Source organism: Pseudomonas parakoreensis (assembly GCF_021602155.1).
Lineage (GTDB): Bacteria > Pseudomonadota > Gammaproteobacteria > Pseudomonadales > Pseudomonadaceae > Aquipseudomonas > Aquipseudomonas parakoreensis.
The window spans coordinates 294,718-318,073 of sequence record NZ_BQHY01000007.1 but is presented as its reverse complement, the minus strand read 5'-3'; the positions used below and the strand labels follow the sequence as shown (position 1 = coordinate 318,073).

General features: G+C 62.3%; 11 protein-coding genes. 5 read left to right on the top strand and 6 right to left on the bottom strand.

Annotation, left to right across the window (positions count from 1 at the left end; translation table 11 throughout):
- Window positions 1–46: 46 nt before the first annotated feature.
- The 3 genes from L6D63_RS13640 to L6D63_RS13630 all read right to left on the bottom strand — a co-directional run bounded on the left by L6D63_RS13640 (window position 47) and on the right by L6D63_RS13630 (window position 2,737).
- Complete coding sequence (locus L6D63_RS13640) at window positions 47–532, bottom strand: GNAT family N-acetyltransferase (protein ID WP_047295366.1); 486 nt, start codon at window positions 530–532, stop codon at window positions 47–49.
- A gap of 202 nt (window positions 533–734) precedes the next feature.
- Complete coding sequence (locus L6D63_RS13635) at window positions 735–2,057, bottom strand: ATP-binding protein (protein WP_047295367.1); 1,323 nt, start codon at window positions 2,055–2,057, stop codon at window positions 735–737.
- Window positions 2,057–2,737, bottom strand: coding sequence for a response regulator (locus L6D63_RS13630; RefSeq protein ID WP_007969056.1), 681 nt, complete (start codon window positions 2,735–2,737; stop codon window positions 2,057–2,059). The genes L6D63_RS13635 and L6D63_RS13630 overlap by 1 nt, the downstream gene beginning before the upstream one ends.
- 295 nt (window positions 2,738–3,032) lie before the next feature.
- Here L6D63_RS13630 and L6D63_RS13625 point away from each other — a divergent pair, with 295 nt between their 5' ends.
- From L6D63_RS13625 to dsbG, 4 genes are all read left to right on the top strand, one after another.
- The gene (locus L6D63_RS13625; protein ID WP_047295369.1) at window positions 3,033–3,716 is read left to right on the top strand and encodes a hypothetical protein; all 684 of its coding nucleotides are present in this window, start codon (window positions 3,033–3,035) and stop codon (window positions 3,714–3,716) included.
- Between the two features lie 123 nt (window positions 3,717–3,839).
- On the top strand, window positions 3,840–5,573 hold the full coding sequence (dsbD, locus tag L6D63_RS13620) for a protein-disulfide reductase DsbD (protein ID WP_047295371.1): 1,734 nt from the start codon (window positions 3,840–3,842) through the stop codon (window positions 5,571–5,573).
- A complete protein-coding gene (locus tag L6D63_RS13615; protein WP_095668688.1) occupies window positions 5,574–6,443 on the top strand; it encodes a TlpA disulfide reductase family protein in 870 nt (289 codons plus the stop codon).
- A complete protein-coding gene (gene dsbG, locus L6D63_RS13610) occupies window positions 6,419–7,189 on the top strand; it encodes a thiol:disulfide interchange protein DsbG (protein WP_047295374.1) in 771 nt (256 codons plus the stop codon). The genes L6D63_RS13615 and dsbG overlap by 25 nt, the downstream gene beginning before the upstream one ends.
- Before the next feature lie 83 nt (window positions 7,190–7,272).
- Here dsbG and L6D63_RS13605 read toward each other — a convergent pair whose 3' ends face one another.
- Both L6D63_RS13605 and L6D63_RS13600 read right to left on the bottom strand, forming a co-directional pair.
- Window positions 7,273–8,085, bottom strand: a complete 813-nt coding sequence (locus L6D63_RS13605) for an alpha/beta fold hydrolase (RefSeq protein WP_047295376.1) — start codon at window positions 8,083–8,085, stop codon at window positions 7,273–7,275.
- Window positions 8,086–8,313: 228 nt separating this feature from the next.
- Window positions 8,314–21,312, bottom strand: coding sequence for a non-ribosomal peptide synthetase (locus tag L6D63_RS13600; protein WP_131671625.1), 12,999 nt, complete (start codon window positions 21,310–21,312; stop codon window positions 8,314–8,316).
- Window positions 21,313–21,681: 369 nt separating this feature from the next.
- Here L6D63_RS13600 and L6D63_RS13595 point away from each other — a divergent pair, with 369 nt between their 5' ends.
- Window positions 21,682–22,236, top strand: a complete 555-nt coding sequence (locus L6D63_RS13595; RefSeq protein ID WP_131671626.1) for an RNA polymerase factor sigma-70 — start codon at window positions 21,682–21,684, stop codon at window positions 22,234–22,236.
- 96 nt (window positions 22,237–22,332) lie between these two features.
- Here the strand turns inward: L6D63_RS13595 and L6D63_RS13590 are convergent, their stop codons facing one another.
- Window positions 22,333–23,346 carry a GNAT family N-acetyltransferase gene (locus tag L6D63_RS13590; RefSeq protein ID WP_047295380.1) on the bottom strand — a complete coding sequence of 338 codons (1,014 nt, stop codon included), beginning with the start codon at window positions 23,344–23,346 and terminating at the stop codon, window positions 22,333–22,335.
- Window positions 23,347–23,356 lie beyond the last annotated feature (10 nt).

The window sequence follows — 23,356 nt, the reverse complement described above, 5'->3', positions numbered from 1 at the left end:
TGGAAACGCTTAAGCGGAGCGAGGATTTAGACCCTTGATCGAGTTGTCAGCCGGACAATGCCAACGGCTTGTGCAGCGTCACGCGGTGCAAGCCCTGATCGCTGGCGGGTGGCGCCAGATCGCGGTAGCCCAGATGTCGATAAAAAGCCGCGCCACTCTGGGTGCTGGCGATGCGCGCCTGCAGCACGCCACGAATCCGCAGCCAGCCCTCCAGGTCGCTCATCAGTGCACGTCCTGCGCCACGGCGAAACCATTCCGGCTGCACATGACAAAAACCGATGTCACCGCTGGCCGTGGCCATGCCGACCCCCACCGGTTTGTCCTGCAGCAGGGCGACGTTCAGGTAGCAATGCGAGTCGGCAAGGCGCGCACTGATGATGTCGGCGGATTGCCGGTCAATCCAGCGGTTGACCTGCTGCGGGTCGTTGCGATGTTCCAGCGCACAACCGACGCGAATCGAACGCTCGATGATGCGACTGATGAGGCCGGCGTCGGCAGGTTTCGCTGGACGAATGCAGATCGGTGCTTGCATGGCGCGTTCCCTCAATCCATTGAGTCAGAGCAGCCCCGACCTTAGCGCCGCGATTGCCAAATCACCAACGCATAGACGTTACATTTGATGTGCCACACCACAAATCCCCTGTAGGAGCTGCCGCAGGCTGCGATCTTTTGATCTTGAAAATCAAAATCAAAAGATCGCAGCCTGCGGCAGCTCCTACAAGGGGGGAGTGTTTTCAGATGGACTGCAGCGGCATGGTCAGCTCAACGCGCAGCCCATCCGCGCGGCTGTCGAAATGCAGGGTGCAGGCGCAGCGCTGAACAATGGCCTGGACGATGGCCAGGCCGAGGCCGCAGCCGGTGCTCTGGCCGTTGCGCCAGAAGCGTTGGGTCAGGTGCTGCAGATCTTCCGCCGCAATCCCCGGACCGTGGTCGCGCACCACAAAACGGGCGCGCTGGCCGACGGTTTCCAGGCTCAGTTCCACCTCAGCGTCCGCGGGGGTATGGCGCAGAGCGTTGTCGAGCAAGTTGCGCAACGCGGCAATCGACAGCACCGCCGGCATTTGCACCGGCGCACTGGAGAGCTGCTTGGGCAAGTGCAGTTTGATGCGCTGACGCTCACCGCCCGCTGCATCCTGCATCGCCAGTTTTGCCACCTGCTCGGCGCTGCACTGCACGCCATCATCGAACGACAGACTGCCCTCGACCCGCGCCAGCAACAGCAGTTGCTCCAGCGTACGGTGCATGCGGTCGGCGCCCTCCTCGGCCCGCGCCAGCGACTGATCGCGGGCACTGCCTTCGGTCATGCGCGCCACTTGCAGGTGGGTCTTGATCGCGGTCAGCGGACTGCGCAGTTCATGCGCGGCATCGCCGGTCAGCCGTCGTTCGCGCTCGATGGTCTTGCCGATGCGCTGAAACAACTGATTCTGGGTATCGAGCAGCGGTTTCAGTTCGCTGGGAAACGACTGCAGTTGCAACGGTTCCAGCGAATCGGCGTTACGCCGCATCAAGGCTTCGCGCAGGCGATTAAGCGGTGCCAGGCCTTGGCCGATGCCCAGCCACAACAGGCACAGACAACCGAGCAACGCCACGCCGACCGGCACCGAGGCCGCCAGCAGGATCGACATGTTCAGCGCTTCGCGTTCGATCTGCCGATCAGCCGTGGTGATCCGCACGTCGCCTCGTGCGAGGGTAAAACTGCGCCACGGCGCGCCATCGATCATCTGGTCATGGAAGCCCATTTTTTCCGCTTCCAGGGTTTGCTCGGGACTGCTGTGACTACGCGCGAGAATCTCCCCGCGCAACGAACTGACCTGACAGGCCATGCCGCCGGGAATGTTCAATTGTTCGGCGCTGAAATGGGTGCCCTCGCCCTTGCTCGGCAGCGCCGGCAGTTGCTCCAGCAGCCCGGCGACCATGCGCGCCGAAGCCACCAATCGCTGATCGAGAGAAAACATCATCTGATTGCGCAAGTCGCTGAGCATCCAGGCCGCGGCGAGGGCCCAGATCAGGGCAAACGCGGCGCCGAGGGTCAGACTCAGGCGCAGACGCAGGCTCATCACTTCTGTTGTTCTCCACCATCGGCCGGCCCAAGGCGATAACCCAGACCGCGCACGGTTTCGACGATGCCCTTGCCGAGTTTGCTGCGCAGGTGGTGGATATGCACGTTGAGGGCGTTGCTCTCCAGTTCGTCATTGAAGCCGTAGACGCTGTCCTTCAACTGCTCGGTGGACAACACCCGGCCACGGTTGTGCAACAACGCCTGCAACAGCGATTGCTCGCGGCGCGACAAATCCACCGGTTGCCCGGCCAGAGTGGTTTCGCGGCTGCTTGGATCGTAGGTCAGCGCACCGTGCTCAATCAGGTTGACGCTGCGCCCGGCGACCCGGCGCAGCAGGGTTTGCAGGCGCGCGAACAATTCACGCAGATCGAAGGGTTTGAGCAGGTAATCGTCAGCCCCGGCTTGCAGGCCGTCGACCCGGTCGGTCACCGAGTCGCGCGCGGTCAGGATCAGCACCGGGATTTCCAGCCCCTGCTGACGTAATTGTTGCAGCAACTTGAGGCCATCTTCGTCGGGCAGGCCAAGATCGAGCACCATCACGTCGAATTCGGCGACCTTGAGCATCGCCCGTGCTTTGGAGGCGGTGTTGACGTGCTCGACCGTCAAGCCTTGGGCTGTCAGGCCGGCGACGATGCCACTGGCGATCAACTCATCGTCTTCGCAAACCAGTACGTGCATGGTGGTTCCCTGAAATAAAAGGCAAGTCGAACAGAACAGGATTAAGCCGCAATTATGGCAGGGCGACAACCGACACGGCAGCGACTCACCCGTTCGCCAGGTCCGGACTCAAAACTGCCAACAGACCGCTTGCGCAAGAACAACGCTTGATCAACTTGAAAACAAACTAACCGACATGAATTCCAACACCTTCAAACTATACAAAACCACAACTAATAACTAACCTCGCTTTCGCAAGTTACATACAACCAATCAAAACTTTAAAACATAAATCAACCTATTAAAGGAACCATGAATGAGCATTACAAAAAACTTCGTAGCCGTTGACTGGCGCACCGGCCCCGACCGCATTTATTTCTTCTTCCCGGAGAAAAACAGTTATTCCCGTTTCGACTTCGAGGATAACAAAGTACTTTCCGGCTTCCCCAAGCCGGTGGATGGCAAATGGGAAGGCTTCGACAAGACTGCTGCAGACTTGCGCTTTGGCTTTACCACGACGACCACCCACTGGAACGGTGGCGTCGACACGCTCTGGCTGTTCTACGACGAAGGAACAACACCCTGCGTTTGCGAGTACAGCCAACAAACCGACAAGGCAATCTCGAAAACCCCCATCGCCAAATCAAAGTGGGAAAAAATATTGCCTTACTACGAAAAAATCGTTGGCGTCATGTGGGCTGAAAGCACTGCACAAAGAGAGAGTTACTGGTTCTTGTTGAATGACGGAAATTATCTGATCTACGAAATATACTCAAAGACCCTGGAACTACTACCTCTAAAAGGTTCGCCCTGGGCACCGCTGGAAGAATATAAAAACCAAATGATGACAGCCGTCACCAATGACTACCCGACCTTCGACACTTACTTTTATGTTTTCCTGAACGACAACCGCTACCTGCGTTATGAACAGAACGCGAAAAAAGTATTTGGCCCGTATACAATCTCCGACTCAACCTGGCCCGGACTGCTGAAGGACTGAGCCACTCGCAGGCACCAGTGAATCGGCGTCGGGTCGCCATCCGACATCGTGCGGGGCGGTTAATCATCGGTTAATCGCCACCCGCCACTGTGCACCAGACTTGCACAGGGACAAGGCTCCTCCATGCGTCATTTTTTTCTTTTGTTTGCACTGCTGATCTCCAGCCTGGCCCAGGCCGGGAACAATCCATTCGAGACCAAACCGGAGTTTCTGCCGGTCGACAAAGCCTTCGTGCTGACCTCCGAACGCCTTGAATCCGGGGAAACCCAGCTGTTCTGGCAGATCACCGACGGCTATTACCTGTACCAGAAACGCCTGAAATTCGACGGTTTGTCGGCAGAGCAGCAGCCGTCGTTGCCCGAGGGCGAGTCGCACAGCGACGAATTCTTCGGTGAACAACCGGTGTATCGCCAAGGGCTGGAGGTGAAAGTCCCGGCCTCGGCCAGCGGTCAGATCAAGGTCAGCTATCAGGGCTGCGCCGATGCCGGCCTGTGTTATCCGCCGCAGACCCGGGTCATCGACCTGGGCGGCAAAGCAACACCAACGGCCAGTGCTGAAGCGCCGGATCAAGCCTTGGCCAGCAGCCTGCAACAACGGGCGCTGGGCTGGAGCCTGCTGGTGTTCTTCGGCCTCGGCCTGCTGCTGGCGTTTACCCCGTGTTCATTGCCGATGCTGCCGATTCTGGCGGGCATGATTGTCGGCAGCGGCGCCACCCCGCGTCGTGGTTTCGCCCTGGCCAGCAGCTATGTGATCTGCATGGCGCTGGTGTATGCCGCGATGGGTGTGATCGCCTCGTTGCTCGGCGCCAACCTGCAGGCGTGGCTGCAAAATCCGTGGCTGCTGGGTGCCTTTGCGGCGATTTTCGTGGTGTTGGCGCTGCCGATGTTCGGCTTCTTCGAATTGCAATTGCCGGTGGCCTTGCGTGATCGCCTCGAACACGCTTCGCGCAGCCGCAACGGTGGCAGCCTGATCGGCGCCGGAGTGCTCGGCGCATTGTCCGGTCTGCTGGTCGGCCCGTGCATGACCGCACCGCTGGCCGGCGCCTTGCTGTACATCGCGCAGAGCGGTAATGCGCTGCACGGTGGCTTGATCCTGTTCGCGCTGGGCATCGGCATCGGTGTACCGCTGTTGCTGCTGGTGACCGTTGGCAATCGCTTCCTGCCCAAACCCGGGGCGTGGATGAACCTGCTCAAGGGCATCTTCGGTTTCCTGTTCCTCGCGACCGCGCTGCTGATGTTGCGCCCGGTGCTGGACTCGTCGCTGTGGCTGGGCCTGTGCGGCGCGCTGCTGCTGATCGCGGCGTTCTGCGCCTGGAAGCAATCGGAAGGCTTCGGCCGCGTCGCCCAAGTGTTCGGCGCCAGTTCGCTGCTGCTCGGTCTGTGGGGCAGCCTGCTGCTGATCGGTGCCGCTGGCGGCAGTGACGACCCGTATCAGCCGCTGCAGGTGTACAGCGCTGGCCGGGTCGCCAGCACCACGCCGAGCGGGCATGACGCGTTCACCACGATCAAGGATCCGGCAGCCCTGCAGCGCGAACTGGATAGCGCCAAGGCTCAGGGCCAATGGGTGCTGCTCGATTACTACGCCGACTGGTGCGTGTCGTGCAAGGTCATGGAGAAACAGGTGTTCGGCAAAGACAAAGTCATGCAAGCGTTGAGCGATGTGCGCCTGCTGCGCCTCGACGTCACTGCCGACAATGCCGCCAGCCGCGAGCTGCTCGGCCGCTACAAAGTCCCGGGGCCACCGAGTTTTGTCTGGATCGGCACCGACGGCGAAGAACGGCGCAGCCAGCGCATTACCGGCGAAGTCGATGCCGAGACGTTCCTGCAACGCTGGACCACCACCCGAGACGCCAATTAAATGCTGACGTTCACCCTCGGCACCTTTGCCATCGCGCTCAACCACCTGCTGCTGATCAGTGCCTTGGCGCTGGCGACCTTTGTCGGCTGGCGGGTGGCCAAGCGTGGTGGCGATAACCCCGAGTCGGCGCTGTTCAGCCTGTTCCTGTTGGGCATGCTCGCGGCGCGCGTGGCCTTTGTGGCCCTGTACTGGGGCCACTATCGCAACGATCCGTGGCAGATCATCGACCTGCGCGACGGCGGTTTCCTCGCCTGGCCGGGGGTGATCGTGCTGCTGCTCGCCGCTCTCTATCGCGGCTGGCGTCGCCCGGGGCTGCGTCGGCCACTGGGTTTTGGCGTGGCCAGTGGCGTAGTGTTCTGGCTGTTGGCGACCCTGTCACTGAATATCTACGAACAAGGCACGCGCCTGCCGGACATCACCCTGCGCAACGCCGCCGGCGAGACCATCCAGCTCAGCGACTATCAGGGCGGCCCGCTGGTGATCAACCTGTGGGCAACCTGGTGCCCGCCGTGCCGGCGCGAGATGCCAGTGCTGGAAAATGCGCAACAACAACGCCCGGACCTGACCTTTCTGTTCGTCAATCAGGCCGAAAGCATGCAAAGCGTTGCGACTTTTCTTGAAACCCAGGGCCTGAGCCTGAACAACGTGCTGTTCGACCGCAGCGGTCGACTCGGCCAGGCCGTGGGTTCCATGGCACTGCCAACTACGCTGTTCTATAGCCCTGACGGTCGCTTGCTGAGCAGCCATCTGGGCGAACTGTCGAACGCCAGTCTGGCCCGCGCCCTGGAAAACTTCGACACCCCGAATCCAACCGCCGCACCGGCCACCTCTGCAAGGAAACTGCCATGCCCCGCCTCCGCCACCTGCTGACGCTGACCCTGGGCACTGCCCTGCTGCACCTGCCGTCGGTGCAGGCTGCCGAAGAATTGCCCGCCGCGATCAAGCAGATCGAAGCCAAGGGCGCAAAAATCGTCGGCCAGTTCGACGCCCCGGACGGCTTGCGCGGCTATGCGGCGCAGTACCAGAACCGTGGCATGGCGCTGTACCTGACGCCGGACGGCCAGCATGTGTTGCTCGGCAATTTGTACGACGCCGACGGCAAGGACTTGAGCAGCGAACCGCTGCAAAAACTGGTCTACGCGCCGATGGCCAAGGAAATCTGGGGCAAGTTCGAAGCCAGCAACTGGATTCAGGACGGCGACAAGGATGCGCCGCGTACCGTGTACCTGTTCAGCGATCCGAACTGCCCGTACTGCAACATGTTCTGGGAACAGGCGCGGCCATGGGTCAAGGCCGGCAAGGTGCAACTGCGGCACATCATGGTCGGGATCATCCGCGAAGACAGCCCGGCGAAATCCGCCGCCCTGCTGGCCGCGAAAGATCCGGCCAAAGCCCTGGAAGACCATGAGAAGGCCGGCAAGGCCAGCACCCTCAAGCCCTTGAAAGACATTCCAAAAGCGGTGCAGACCAAACTGGCCGCCAACATGCAGTTGATGGAAGACCTGGAGTTGCAGGCGACGCCGGCCATCTTCTACATGGACGACAAGGGTGAGCTGCAACAGCAGCAAGGCGCGCCTTCGCCGGACAAACTGGCGAAGATTCTCGGGCCTAAATAAGCCAGATCAAAAGATCGCAGCCTGCGGCAGCTCCTACATGGGAACGCGTTTTCTGTAGGAGCTGCCGCAGGCTGCGATCATTTTCAATGACGCTCAGCCAAAAAGCCGAGCAACGCCTCGGTGACAAATTCGGGATTCTCCAGACTGGAGATATGCCCCGCCTCCGGCACCAGCACACACGGGCAACCAATCAGCTGCGCCATCTCCTTGGCCTCTGACGGCGGTCGCGGTTTGTCCTGATCGCCGCACAGCACCAGCGTGGTCGCGGCATTCAATTCGCTCAGACGCGGTAGCAGGTCATCCCGACTGAAAGTGATACGCCCCATGGGCACGATGCTTTCGCGCAGGCGGTCCGCAGTGTACGCCGCCAGTTTCGCGCGGAAGTCCTGATACAGCGCCGACTGCGGATCGATGCCCGGGCGGAAGAAGATCGGTACCACGATGTCGAGCAATGGTTCGGAGATCTCGCCGCTGTCCTCGATCTGCTTGAACAGCGAAAAGTAGTACTGGCGGGTGGGTTCCGGCTCCACGCCAACGTACGTATCCATCAGCACCAGGCCATTGAGCCGCTGCGGTGCCGACAAGGCCAGACGTACGCCCCACATACCGCCGACAGACAGTCCGATCAACGTGACCCGGTCGATACCCAGGTGATCGAGCAAGGCCTCGATCTGCCGCGCGATGTCATCCAGCGACGTGGTGCCTGAAGGTAAACGCCCGGACTCACCGTGGCCCCACAAATCCAGCGCAATCACCCGGTAGTGCGGTGACAGTGCAGCGATCTGCGGCGCCCACATGGCCGTGTCCCACAGATAACTGCCCGCCAGCAACACGGCTGGGCCGGTGCCTTGATCAATGTAGTGCAGCGCTTGTCCGTCAACCGTGAAGAAAGGCATCGACCACCCCCGCGATGAAAAAGAGAACCGGCAGACTGAGCTGCCGGTTGTTGATCGTCAACCCTGGATATGTACGTGAATATGCCGGTTTATCGGTGTTGAATGCACTGACGCCATCGCTGACAAGCCAGCTCCCACAGTGATCGAATGTGTACACAAATCATGTGTTCACCATGAAACTTGTGGGAGCTGGCTTGCCAGCGATGGGGCCGGAACAGGCGCTGAAGATTACAAGCCTTCCAGCTCCGCCATCAGATCATTCAAGCGATCCACCTTGTCCTCGGTCATGTCACCGGCCGCCAGACCCTCGATGTACTCGGCCAACGCCTGCACCGTGCTGCACTCGAACATCGCCCGCAGCGGCACATCGCGTTGCAGGGTTTTCTGCACACGCGAGGCGATCTGTGTGGCCAGCAATGAATGACCGCCCAGCTCGAAGAAGTTGTCGCGCACCCCGACCTTGTCGACCTTGAGCACTTCGGCCCAGATGTCGGCCAGGGTCTGCTCCAGCTCGTTGCGCGGGGCCAGGTAATACTCGCTCTGCAACTGGCCGATCTCCAGCGCCGGCAAGGCCTTGCGGTCGAGTTTGCCGTTGGCGTTGTGCGGCAGCTGATCGAGCCACAACCAGTGCAGCGGCACCATGTACTCCGGCAATTCGCTGCGCAGGCGCTGCTTGATCCGCTCCAGACGTTCGCCCGAATTCAACGCGCTATCAGCCGCCACCAGATAACCCACCAAGTGCTTGCCGTTCGCCCCCTCTTGCACGCCGACCGCCGCATCGCGGACTTCCGGTTGTTCGTGCAGACGCGCTTCGATTTCACCCAGTTCGATGCGGTAACCGCGAATCTTCACCTGGTGGTCTACCCGGCCGACGTACTCCAGCACCCCGTCACTGCGCCGCCGCGCGAGGTCACCGGTGCGATACAGACGCTCGCCCGGCGCGCCGAACGGGTTCGGCACAAACACCGGCGCGGTGCGCAACGGATCGCTGACGTAACCGCGACCGACGCCGGTCCCGGCCACGCACAACTCACCCACCGCGCCCAGCGGCACCAGTTCCAGCGCGCCATCGACCAGGTACAGCAAGTTGTTGTCGGTCGGCGTACCGATCGGCAAATAGCTGCCGCGGGTCGAAGCCAGATCGACGCGGAAGAACGCCACGTCATCGGAGCATTCCGCCGGGCCGTAAGCATTGACCAGACCGATGTCCGGATAACGCAGCAGCCACTGATGCGCCAGTTCCGGCGGCATCGCTTCACCGGTGGGCAGCATCCAGCGCAGGCCGTCGAGGCTCAGGCGATCGGAGGCGAGCATGCCCTGAATCAGCGAAGGAACGCTCTCCAGCACGCTGATGCCCTGCGCTTGCACATGCACCAGCAAGCCTTGCGGATCGTGGGCGATGACGTTCGGCACGATGTCCACCCGCGCGCCAAACAACGGCGCAGCGAGGAACTGCCAGACCGAAATGTCGAAGCTTTGCGAGGCGGTCTGCGCGATCACGTCGGCGTCCGTCAGTTGCAGGTACGGCACCTTGCTCAACTGGTTGTTGAGCATGCCGCGCTGCTCGACCATCACGCCTTTCGGCAACCCGGTCGAACCCGAGGTGTAGATCACGTAGGCCAGGTTGTCCGGGCCACTGTAGATTCCCGGGTTCTGCAGCGATGTCGCCAGCGCCTGCACGTCTTCCCAGACCAACAGCCGAGGACGGTTGGCGCAGCTGAATTCATCGAGCAAAGTCTGCGCCTGTTCGCGGCAGGCCTCGCTGCACACCAACACCGGCGTGCGGCTCAGCTCGATGATCCGCTGCAAACGCTGGCTCGGCAGACCCGGATCCAGCGGCAGGTAACCGGCACCGGCCTTGAAGCTGCCGATGATCATCCCCAGCAGATCGAGATTACGCTCGGCCAGCAACGCCACCGGTTGATCCATCTGTACCCCGGCTGCAATCAGCGCATGACCGAGACGGTTGGCATTCTGGTTCAGCTCGGCATAGCTCAGTTGCTGATCGAGGCAAGTGGCGGCGATGCGCTGCGGATGCGCCGCGACCTGTGCTTCGAACAGCGCCACATAGCTTTGCTCCAGCGGATAATCCTGCGCGCTCTGGTTGCAGCCGTGCAGCAGGAAGTCCTGTTCCTCGTGGCCCACCAGCGGCAGGTCGGCCATGTCGCCATGGAAACCATCGACCAGCGCCAGCAACAGGCGCTTGAACTCGCCGAGCATGCGTTCGATGGTCGACTGGTCGAAGTAACGCTGGTCGTAAGACAGGTGCAGGCCGAGGTCATCGCCCGGATAGCACACCGCCGTCAGCGGGAAGTTGGTGTGGGTCCGACCGGAGTCCGACGTCGCGTTGAGGCTTTGCGCACGGTCCAGCACCGAGACTTCCACCGGGGCGTTCTCGAACACGAACAGGCTGTCGAACAGCGGCTGGCCTTTCGGCAGTTCGCTCTGTTCCTGAATGTTCACCAGCGGCAGGTATTCGTACTCGCGCAGCTGCATGTTGCTGTCGAGCAGTCCGCTCAACCACTGACGCACACTGGCGCGTTGGTCGTCCGCCGGGATCTGCACTCGCAGCGCAATGCTGTTGATGAACAGGCCGACGGTGCGTTGCATCTCCGGCAACTCCACCGGGCGCCCGGCCACGGTCACGCCGAACAGCACGTCGCGATCACCGCTCAGGCGGCGCAGCACCAAGGCCCATGCCGCCTGGGCGAAGGTGTTGATGGTCAGTTGATAGGTCTGGGCCAGCTCGCGCAGACGGACGCCATCTTCAACGTTGAGACGGGTATAGCAGTCACCAACAATCATGCCGCCGCTTTCGCCTGCGTGTTCGCGCAGGAACGGCCGGTCGCTCGGGATCGGCGTGGTGCGTTCGAAACCTTGCAGGTTCTGCTGCCACCACTGACGTGCCTCGACCAGGCTCTGGCGTTGCAGCCAGCCGATGTAGTCGCGGTAACGCGGCGGCACCGACAATTGTGCTTCGCGACCTTCACCGAGGGCGGTGTAGATCTCGAAGAAATCGTTCATCAGCAGCGAGCGGCACCAGGCATCGATGAGGATGTGGTGGTTGCTCATCATGAACCAGTAGCGCGCCGCGCCAACCTTGATCAGGCGCAGGTGGAACGGTGCCTGATTGAGCAGATCGAACCCGGCCTCGCGCTCGCTTTTCAGCAGCGCTTGCAGCTTCGGTTCTTGCTCGTCCTCGGCAATGTCACACCAGTCCAGGTACTCGATCGGCGTGCGCCCCGGGGTGTGGATCACTTGCAGCATGTCTTCGCCGACGTTCCAGCAGAACGATGCACGCAACGCTTCATGACGGGCGACCACCGCTTGCCAGGCCTGGGCGAAACGCTCGGGATCAAGCTCACTGTTGATGCGGTAGCGATCCTGCATGTAGTACAGACCGGTGCCCGGTTCGAGCAAGGTGTGCAGCAACATGCCTTCCTGCATCGGCGTCAGCGGGTAGACATCTTCGATGTGCGCCGCTGGCACCGGCAGGGCATCGAGTTGCGCCTGGGTCAGTTTCGCCAGCGGGAAGTCCGACGGTGTCAGGCCGCCGGCCTCCTCCTGCAGGCAATGTTCGATCAGGCTTTGCAGCTCGCCGAGGTAAGCGTCGGCCAGGTCATTGATGGTCTGCGCGTCATAACGCTCGGCACTGAAGGTCCAGCGCAGCAACAGTTCACCGCCATACACCTGACTGTCGATGCTCAGCTCGTTGGGCAGCGGCGCCTGCGGATCGTGGGCTGCACCGACCAGCTCATCCAGCGGACGGAACAGCGCATCGCTGGCGAAACTCTGGTCGAACTGGCCGAGGTAGTTGAAGGTCACCGGTGCGTTCGGCAACGCCGCCATGCTGCGCTGGCTGAGGTCATCGGCCAGATAACGCAGCACGCCATAACCGAGGCCTTTGTGCGGCACCGCGCGCAGTTGCTCCTTGATCGCCTTGATCGAAGCGCCCTGCCCGGCCGCTTCTTCGATGTTGTGCGGAGTCAGGCGCACTGGATAGGCGCTGGTGAACCAACCGACGGTGCGAGTCAGGTCGATCTCGTCAAACAGGGTTTCGCGGCCGTGGCCTTCCAGTTGAACCAATGCCGACGGCTGCCCGCTCCAGCGGCACAGCACGCGGGCCAGCGCGGTCAACAGCAGATCGTTGACTTGCGTGCGGTAGGCGCGCGGCGTCTGCTGCAGCAATTGTCGGGTACGCTCGGCACCCAGGCGTACGCTGACGGTTTGCGCGTGATGATTCTGCTGTCCGCCCTGCGGGTTTTCGCACGGCAGCTCGGCGTTCGGGCCGGCCAGTTGGATTTGCCACCAGTTCAATTCTTCACGCAACGATTCGCTGCCGGCATAGGCCTGCAAACGTGCGGCCCAATCCTTGAAGGCACTGGTTTTCGCCGGCAGTTGTACTGACTGTTCGGCGTCGAGCTGGCGATACACAGTTTGCAGATCGTCAAGCAGCACGCGCCACGAGACACCGTCGACCACCAGGTGATGGATCGCAATGAACAGGCGTTGCTGACCTTCGGGACCATCGACCAGCATGGCGCGCAGCAGCGGGCCATTTTGCAGATCGAGACTGCGCTGGGCATCGGCAAACAAGGCTGCGCACTTGTCCATCGCCGCCACCCGCACCTGCCACAACACCTCGGCGTCGGACACCGGTTGATGCGTGGCCTGCCATTGATCGTTGACCTGGGTGAAACGCAGACGCAGGGCGTCGTGTTGCTCGATCACCGCCAGCAGCGCCTGTTCCAGACGATGCGGTTCCAGTGCCACGCTCGGCTCCAGCAGCAGCGCCTGGTTCCAGTGCTGACGCTCAGGGATTTCAGTGTCGAAGAACCAGTGCTGAATCGGCGTCATGGCCGACTCACCGAGCACCAGTCCCTGCTCGGCAGTGACTTGCTCGCTGCGGCTGGCGACGGCGGCCAGGGTCTGCACCGTCTGATGCTGGAACAGATCCCGCGGGCTGAAATGAATGCCCTGCTGCCGCGCCCGGCTGACCACCTGAATCGACAGGATCGAGTCGCCACCGAGCTCAAAGAAGTTGTCGTTGAGACCGACCTGTTTGACGTTGAGCACCTCGCACCAGATCTGTGCCAGGGTTTGCTCCAGCTCATTGCTCGGGGCGACATAGTGCTGACGGTTCAACTCCGGATCCGGCGCCGGCAAGGCGCGACGGTCGAGTTTGCCATTGGCGGTCAGCGGCATGCTCGCCAGCAGGATCAAGTGCGTCGGCACCATGTAATCCGGCAGTTGCGCCTTGAGGTGTGACTTCAGTGCTTCGCGCAGTTCGGCCTGGTGGGTTTCACTTTGTTCGGCGACATCGGTGACGAGGTAGCCCACCAGTTGCTTGCCGCTCGGCGCATCCAGCGCCAGCACTACCGCTTCGCGGATCGAAGCGTGATCGAGCAGCCGGGTTTCGATCTCGCCCAGCTCGATGCGGAAACCACGGATTTTCACCTGATGGTCGATCCGCCCCAGATATTCCACCAGCCCGTCGGCACGCTGGCGCACCAGGTCGCCGGTGCGGTACATGCGTCCGCCATCGGCGGCAAACGGATCAGCCACGAAACGCTCGGCGCTGATGCCCGGACGGTCGTGATAACCCTGGGCCAGACCGGCACCGCCGACGAACAACTCACCGGTCGCGCCTTGCGGCACCAGTGCCAGATCGGCGTCGAGAATGTACGCCACACGGTCACCGATCACGCTGCCGATCGGCACGCTGCCGGCGCCCTCTTCCAGCACTTCCGGCGCCAGACTGGCCAGCGGCATGACCACGGTTTCAGTCGGGCCATAGGCGTTGAAGAACAGGCTCGGTTTGAATGCGGCGCGAATCCGTTGCAGGTGCTCGCCGGTCAGCGCTTCGCCGCCGGTGATGATCATCCGCACCGGCAGGGTTTCATTCTGCGTGGCGAGGAATTGCGCCAACTGGCTGCCGTAGCTCGGGGTGAAACCGAGCACATTGATCCGGTGGGTGCGGATCAAGTTGCAGATTTCTTCCGCGTCCCACTGCCCTTGCGCCCGCAGCACCACGTGCGCGCCGCTGAGCAGCGGCACCAGCAGACGCTCGGTAGCGGCGTCGAAGTTGATTGAATAGAAGTGCAGTTCGCAGTCGTCCGGACGCATGCCGAAACGCTCGATCACCGCCTGGCAATGCATGGCGATTTCACCGTGCGACACCACCACGCCTTTCGGCTGGCCGGTCGAACCCGAGGTGTAAATCAGATAAGCCTGATGCTGCGGCAGGCTGATGAATGGCAGCTCGCTGGCCGGGTAATCGGCCAGCGCCGCGCTGTCATCTTCCAGGCACCAGCGCGCCATGCTCGGCGGCAGAACGCCGAGGGCGTTGAACATCGCCCGATCACTGAGCAACAGACCGACACGGCTGTCCTCGATCATGTAGCGCAGACGGTCGAGCGGGTATTCCGGGTCCAGCGGCACATAAGCGCCACCAGCCTTGAGAATCGCCAGCAGGCCGACGACCATTTCCAGCGAGCGCTCCAGCGCCAGACCGACCCGCACCTGCGGACCGACCCCACGCTCGCGCAGGGCCCAGGCCAGGCGATTGGCGCGGGCATCGAGTTCGGCGTAGCTCAACGTCTGCCCGGCGAACGTCAGCGCCGGGGCGTCTTTGCGCGCCAGCGCCTGCTCGGCGAACAGGTGATGGATGCATTGATCGAGACGCCGTTCGCCCGGTTCGACACCGAGGCTGTCGAGCAGGTGTTGCTGCTCAGCCGGGTCGAGCAGCGGCAACTGGCTCAGACGCTGTTGCGGATCGGCGATCAACGCTTCCAGCAGATTGCGCCAATGCCGGGCCATGCGCGCGATGGTCGGTTCGTCGAACAGGTCGGTGCTGTACGTCAGGCAGCAGCCGAGGCGATGATCAAGGTCGGTGACTTCAAGATTGAGGTCGAACTTGGTCGCCCGTGCATCGTTGGCCAGGTATTCGACAGTCATCCCGGCGAGCGTCCGGCTCTGCTGGAACTCCCAGCGCTGCACGTTGCACATCACCTGGAACAACGGGTTGTACGCCGCACTGCGTGGCGGTTGCAGCGCTTCGACCAGATGATCGAACGGCAGATCCTGATGCGACTGGCCCTCGATCACGGTGTGGCGCACTTGCTCGAACAACTCACCCACCGACATCTGCCCGTCGAGCTGGCAACGCAGCACCTGAGTGTTGAGGAATGCGCCGATCAGCCCTTCGCTTTCCGGGCGGATCCGGTTGGCCACCGGTGCGCCGATGCGCAGGTCGGTCTGGCCGCTGTAGCGGTAGAGCAAGGTGGCGAGCGCAGCGGTCATGGTCATGAACAGGGTCAGACCGTTTTGCGCATTGAACGCACGGACGCGGGCGGCGAGGTCATCACTGAGATCAAAACGGAACAACTCGCCCTGATGGCTTTGCACCGGCGGACGCGGACGGTCGCCGGGCAGTTCCAGCAACGGATGTTCGCGACCGAGTTGCGCGGTCCAGTAGTCGAGCTGGCGCTGACGCTCACCGGACTCCAGCCAGTTGCGCTGCCACACGCTGTAATCGAGGTATTGCACCGGCAACGGTTCAAGCGGCGAATCGCGCTCATCGACGAACGCTTCGTACAGCGCGCTGAGTTCGCGGGCAAAAATGTCCATCGCCCAGCCTTCAGTGACGATGTGGTGCAGGGTCAGGACAAAGTAATGCTCGTGCTCGGCGGTCTTGACCAGGCAGGCGCGCAGCAGCGGGCCGCTTTCCAGGTCGAACGGCAGATGCGCTTCTTCGTCGGCCAATTGCTGGACTTTCTGTTCGCGCTGGTCAGCCGGCAATTTCGAGAAATCCTGCCAGCCCATGCGCACGCCGGTCTCGGCATGCACCTGCTGACGGGCCACGCCATCGACACTCGGGAACGTGGTGCGCAGGGTTTCGTGGCGCAGGATCAACGCCTGCAACGCCGCCTCGAAATGCTCGACATGCAACACGCCGCGCAGGCGCGCCATGCCGCCGACGTTGTACGCCGGGCTGTCCGGCTCCATCTGCCAGAGGAACCACATGCGTTGTTGCGAATAGGACAGCGGCACCGCTTGGCGGCGGTCGACTTTGGCAATCGGCGGCTGTTGGTTGGTCTGGCCGCTGGCCTGGATCAGGCGGATCTGTTCGGCGAAATCACCGAGTTCGCTGTGTTCGAACAAGGCGCGCAGCGGCAACTCGACGTCACAGGCCTGACGGCTGCGCGAGATGATTTGTGTGGCCAGCAACGAGTGCCCGCCGAGGGCGAAGAAATCGTCGCGCAGACCGATCCGTGGCAGACCCAGCACTTCACGCCAGATCGCGGCGATCTGTTGCTCCAGCTCAGTGACCGGTTCGAAGTGTTCACGCACTTGCCACTGCGGCTCAGGCAAGGCGCGACGGTCGAGCTTGCCGCTCGGGCTCAGGGGCATTGCGTCCAGACGCAGCAGTTGCGCCGGGACCATGTATTCCGGTAGTTCGGCGGCCAGCGCGGTTTTCAGGCGGGCGATCTGCACGTGCTGATCTTCGCTCGCATCGACAGCGGTGAAGTAGCCGATCAGTTGCGCGCCGGCCACGGTTTCGCGCACCAGCACCACGGCCTGGGCGACGCCATTTTGAGCCAGCAGGCGCGCTTCGATTTCTTCCGGCTCGACGCGGAAACCACGCAGTTTGACCTGCTGATCGAGACGGCCGAGGTATTCGATCACGCCATCAGCAGTCCAGCGTGCACGGTCACCGGTGCGATACAGACGTGCGCCCTGCTCGCCCAGTGGATCGATCACAAAGCGCTCGGCCGTCAGCGCCGGACGACCGAGGTAACCACGGGCCAGACCGATACCACTTATGCACAGTTCACCCGGCACACCGGCCGGTACGGGATTGAGATCGGCGTCGAGCACGCGACAGATCACGTTGCCCAGCGGCCGGCCAATCGGCGAGCGCTCGCCATCGGCCGTGGTGCAGTGCCAGTGAGTGACGTTGATCGCGGTTTCGGTCGGGCCATAACGGTTGTGCAATTGCACCGCCGGCAGTTGCGCCAGCACGCGGTTGCGCAGTTCCGCCGGCAGCGCTTCGCCGCCGGAGAACACCCGGCGCAGGCTGGTGCATTCGGTGCTCAGCGGTTCGTCGATAAACAGCGAAAGCAACGGCGGCACAAAGTGCAGCGTGGTCACACCATATTCTTGAACAAGCTGCGCGATACGATGCGGATCGCGGTGCTCACCAGGGCCGGCGATCAACAGACGCGCGCCAGTGATCAGCGGCCAGAAGCACTCCCACACCGACACGTCGAAACTGATCGGCGCCTTTTGCATCAGCACGTCGCTGTCGTTCAGGCGATAGGTGTTCTGCATCCATTGCAGACGTTCGGCCAGCGCCGCGTGAGTGTTGCCCACGCCTTTCGGCTGGCCGGTGGAGCCGGAGGTGTAAATCACATAGGCGAGGTTGTCGCCATGCAGGTGCAGGCCCGGGGCCTGGCTCGGCCAGTTTTCCAGGTGCAATGCGTCCATGGCGATCACGCTGACACCGTCACTGGCCGGTAGACGCTCGAGCAGAGCAGTCTGGGTCAGCAGCAGTTCGACGCCGCTGTCGCTGAGCATATAGGCCAGACGTTCGGCCGGATAATCCGGATCCAGCGGCACGTAAGCGCCACCGGCCTTGATGATCGCCAGCAGGCCGATCAGCAGTTGCGGCGAACGCTCAGCAGCGATTGCCACGCACACATCCGGGCCCACACCTTTGTCGCGCAGGTAGTGCGCGAGACGGTTGGCCCGGGCGTGCAATTCGGCGAAATCGAGACTGCCACCGTCCCACACCAAAGCGGTGCGTTCCGGGGTCTGCCGCGCCTGTTCGTTGAGCAGTTCCGGCAGCCAGTGTCGCGCCGGGGTGCAGGGGGCGATGCTCCACGCTTGTTGCTGTTCGTGCTCGCACGGAGTCAGCAGTTGCAGGTCGCCGATTGCCTGTTGCGGGTGTTCGCACACACTGCGCAGCAGGTTGCTGAAGTGTTCGGCCAGACGCTCGATGGTCGCCGCGTCGAACAGTTCATCGGCGTAGTCGAAGGACAAGGTCAGGCGTCCGTTGCGATCTTCTTCGCTGTGCAGTTGCAGGTCGAACTTGGCTTCGCGGCTGTGCCACGGCAGCTCTTCGGCGAGCAGACCCGGCAGACGCTTGAGCGCACTCAGGTCGCGTTGCTGGTGGTTGAACATGACCTGAAACAGTCCCTGTTCGCGAGCCTGCGGGAACGCTTCGAGCAGTTGTTCGAACGGCAGATCCTGATGGGCCTGAGCCCCCAGCGCAGCCTCGCGGGTCTGCGCCAGCAACTCGATAAACGACTGCCGCGAATCAACCTCGGCACGCAGTACCTGGGTGTTGATGAAGAAGCCGATCAGGCCTTGGGTTTCCAGGCGCGGGCGGTTGGCATTGGGGATGCCGATGCGGATATCGCGTTGACCGCTGTAGCGGTGCAACAGGCTCTGGAACGCCGAGAGCAACAGCATGAATGGCGTCGATTGATGCGCCTGCGCAGTCTGCTTGATCGCATCGCTGAGGCTGACACCGAGGCGCACGCTGTGGCGCGCGGCGCTGTGCAATTGCTTGGCCGAGCGCGGGCGATCGGTGGCCAGTTCCAGCACCGGATGGTCGTCGCCCAGCCGGGCTTTCCAGTACGCCAGTTGCCGCTCGGCCTCGCCTTGCGCCAGCCATTGGCGCTGCCAGCTGCCGTAGTCGGCGTATCGGGTGGGCAGCGGCGCGAGTTCGGCGCGCTGACCTTGGGATGCCGCAGCGTACAGGCGCGAGAATTCATCGATCAGCACGTTCAGCGACCAGCCGTCGGCGATGATGTGGTGCAGCGTCACCAGCAACTGGTGATCTTCGTCGTCGAGGCGCACCAGCGTCACCCACAGCAGCGGGCCTTTTTCCAGATCGAACTGAGTGCGCGCTTCGTCTTCGCGGATCTGTTGCGCGCGGGCTTCACGCTCGTGCACTGGCAAGTCGCTGAGGTCAATCAGTTGCAGATTGAATTCAGGCGCCGCCTCGACCTGTTGCAGCGCCACACCGTCACGTTCGAAAAAGCGCGTGCGCAGCGATTCGTGGCGTTCGATCAGTTGCTGGAAGCTGGCGCGCACCGCGTCCTCGTCCAGCTCGCCACGCAGACGCAGGGCACCGGGAATGTTGTAGGCGCTGCTGTGCGGGTCGAGTTGCCAGGTGATCCACAGACGGTTTTGCGCCAACGATTGCGGCAGTGCTTCGCTGCGCGACAACGGGGTGATTTCGCCTTGGGCGCTGCCGCCGTCCTGTTGCTGTTGCGCCACGGCAGCGGCGAACGCGGACAGGGTCGGCGCCTCGAACAGCAGACGCAGGTTCAGCTCCAGGCCCAGTTCTTCGCGCACCTTGGCGATCACTTGAGTTGCTGCAATCGAGTTGCCGCCGAGCAGGAAAAAGTGGTCGTCGGCGTTGACCTGTTTGAGATTGAGTTGCTCGGCCCAGAGCTTGCCGATCAGGGCTTCCAGCTCGGAAGCCGCCAGGGTCGATTCGGTATTTTGCACCTCGGCGGACGGGAACACCGCGTAGCTGTCGAGGCTGCCATCGGCCAGACGCGTGCGGCACGCCGAGCGTTGCAGCTTGCCGCTGGACGTCTTCGGCAGCGCGCCCGGGTTGAGCAGCACCACCACGCTCGGCGCTTCCTGACAGGCCTCGGCCACCGCTTGGCGAATGGCTTTGATCAGCGCTTCGGGCGGCAGGATTTTTTGCACGCTGCGGCTGATTTCCGCCGCGATGCCAATGCCTTCTTCACCGCCCTGAGTGACCGCGAATGCCGCGACGCGACCTTTGCGCACCACTTCCACTTCACGCTCGACGGTTTGCTCGATGTCTTGCGGATAAAGGTTGTGACCGCGCACGATCAGCATGTCTTTCAGGCGCCCGGTGATGAACAGTTCACCGTCGCGGATGAAGCCCAGATCGCCAGTGCGCAGCCAGGTGCGACCGGCGTGCTGGACGAAGGTCCTGGCGCTGGCCTCGGGGTTGCGCCAGTAGCCGTGAGCGATGCTCGGCCCGGCGGCCCAGACTTCACCGACGAAGTTGTCAGCTCGTTCTTTGAGCGTGACCGGGTCGGCAATCAGCACCGCGTGATCAGGCTGGCTGATGCCACAACTCATGATCGCGCTGCCGTCGCCCGGCTCGGCACGATTTTGCGCCAGCGCTTGATCGTCCACGCGTAACGCAGGAATACCGGTGCCACGCGGTGTGCCGGCAACGAACAGGGTCGCTTCGGCCAAACCATACGACGCCATGAAGCTGTCTTCGCTGAAGCCGCACGGGGTGAACTTCTCGGCGAAGCGCTCGAGGGTGTCGAGACGGATCGGTTCGGAACCGGTATAGGCCACGCGCCAGCGGCTCAGGTCGAGTCGTTCCAGTGCCGATTCGCTGACCCGCTCGCTGCACAAACGATAGGCGAAATCCGGCCCGCCGCTGATGGTGCCGCCGTATTGGCTGATCGCTTCAAGCCAGCGCAACGGGCGACCGAGGAAGTACGCCGGCGACATCAGGATGCACGGCACGCCGCTGAAAATCGGCTGCAGTAATCCGCCGATCAGGCCCATGTCGTGGTACAGCGGCAGCCAGCTGACGATCACGTCGTCGGGGTTCACGTCGATGCCGAAACCGTGGCGAATCAGCAGCTCGTTGGCCACCAGATTGCCGTGGCTGACCTGCACGCCTTTGGGCAACGCGGTGGAGCCGGAGGTGTATTGCAGGAAGGCGATGTGGTCCTGCGGCAGGGTCGGCTCAATCCAGTTCTCGGCCAGCGTGTTGTCGAGCGTATCGACGCACAGCAACGGCGGCGCGCCTTCGATGTGTTGCAAGGCATCGCGCAGGTCGGCGCTGGTCAGCAGCAAACGCGGTTCGGCATCGGCAATGATCGACAGCAGGCGTTCCTGATGATGACGACGGGCGGACTCCGGCGGATAGGCCGGCACCGCGATCACCCCGGCGTACAGGCAACCGAAAAACGCCGCGACGTAATCCGCGCCGCTGGGGAACAGCAGCACCGCGCGATCACCGAACTCAGCCTGGGCCTGCAATGCGGCAGCAATGGTGCGCGCGCGTTGATCCAGTTCGCGGTAACTGAGCACCACGCCCTGCTCCTCGGTTTCGGCGAGAAAGCGCAGGGCCAGGCGCTCCGGCGTGTGTGCCGCACGGCGCTGGAGGGCTTGGACCAGAGTGCTGGGGAGTTCGAACGCGTCGGTCATGAGGTTTCCTGCCTGAATTCGGCTTGCTAGTGGAATCGGGTTGCTGCGTCACGCCAGTCGTGGGCGTGCAGGGCGTGGTCTGTGCCGACCGCGCAAGGCTTGGGGAATGCTGTCTGGCCGGGGCTGTACCCCCGAAGCCATTCACCAATGAGAACGGATGGCGTCTGCAAATAATTAGTCAGCGGGCAGGATCGCCAACGGGGGCCGGGGTGTGGCGGTGTGTCGCAGTTCTCGATTCGCACCTTTACGGAGCATTAGTTCTCTTTCTCAATTGACAATCATTATCATTCAACATAATTTGTCGCTCGATGTGTAGGACGGCCTCGTCCCCCGGCGTCCCACTAACCTATTGGCAGCAAGGTGATTTCCATGACGGAACAAGTATCCACAAGCAGGTGCGATTCACCGCTACTTCAGGCCTTCGTCGACAATCGAGTGATTCTGGTGAAGATCGCAGCGCGCATTACCGGCTGCCGTTCGCGCGCCGAAGACGTGGTGCAGGATGCGTTCTTCCGCTTGCAATCGGCGCCGCCGATCACCTCGTCGATCAAGGCGCAATTGAGTTACCTGTTCCAGATCGTGCGCAACCTCGCCATCGATCACTACCGCAAACAGGCGCTGGAACAAAAGTACTCGGGCCCCGAAGAGGAAGGGTTGAACGTGGTCATTCAGGGCGCTTCGCCGGAAACCTCGCACATCAATTTCTCGACGCTGGAGCACATCGCCGACGCGCTGACCGAACTGCCCAGCCGCACCCGTTACGCCTTCGAGATGTACCGCCTGCACGGCGTGCCGCAAAAGGACATCGCCAAGGAACTCGGCGTCTCGCCGACCCTGGTCAACTTCATGATTCGCGATGCACTGGTGCACTGCCGCAAGGTGTCGGGCAGCCGTGGGGATGCGGCCTCGATGGGTCGGCGCTAAGCCCGGTTCATCGCAGAAAAAGATCGCAGCCTTCAGCAGTTCCTACAGAGGAATACCTTTCATGCAGGAGCTGCCGAAGGCTGCGATCTTTTGCTTTTACGCCAGCTTGCACCGATCAAAAAACCGCTCACGTCCCAGAATCATCAAGGCCGCGCGCTTGTGCGGAAAGTCGAACTCCTTCTCGCAGTGGAAGCACTGGTTGTGCATGTGGCCGATCATCTTCGCGTTATCGGCACGCGGTTCGGCGACCACGCGCTGGGTCCGCGGATCATCCAGAAACAGGTAGTGCACCAGCGCCGACAACCAGCTCGCGACCTTGTGCGGGCCACGGTGGTTTTCCTCTCCCACCAGCATGTGAATGCCACGGTCGTAATTGTCGGCGTCGTAGAACGGCGCGATACGGTCTTCCTTGGCCCAGTAGGCCTCGAAATAGGCAAACGGTTGATCGTCGAAACAGCCGATCAGCGTCAGGGTGTGCGGATCGGCGTCGAGCTTGCTCAGGTATTCGCGATGCTGCTCGAGGCTGCCCTCCTCCTGCCAGAAACTGGCGACTCGCGGGCTGTTCTGCCAGCGATTGAAACGCGCCAGATCCTGCTCGATCTCCAGCGTACGCAGGGAAATCCACGCACCGAGACGCGCATCGAAACGCCGATAGACCTCACCGCGCGGCTTCGCCGGGCGCAGCGGATGGCGCTTGCCGTGACTGATCACCATTTGTTGCGGGTAGCTGCCGGTCAGCGACGTGCCCAGCCAGGGTTGCGGCAACTGCCAGAACAGGGTGCGTTCGCAGCGGTATTCACCAGCCACTTCGGTGCTGACCAGCAAACCGCTGAGCAACGCTTCAGTGGGTGGTTGATCGAGTTGCCAGAGCAGTTGCTGACAGTCCGGATCGCGTGCGAACAACCAGTAACAGGCCGCCCACAGCGCCTGCCCCACGGGCAGTGCGTAACGCTCGTCGAGCTGGATCGGGCCTTTGCCCAGGCGATCCAGGCGCAGGCGAATCAGCGGTTGCCCGTCCAGGCTCAGGCTCAGACGGCTTTCAGTGGCATCGGCTACCAGTTGGCTGCCCGAAGGCAGGGCCAGGGCAGTCAGGTCATTCAGATTGGACATGGGTCGGGCT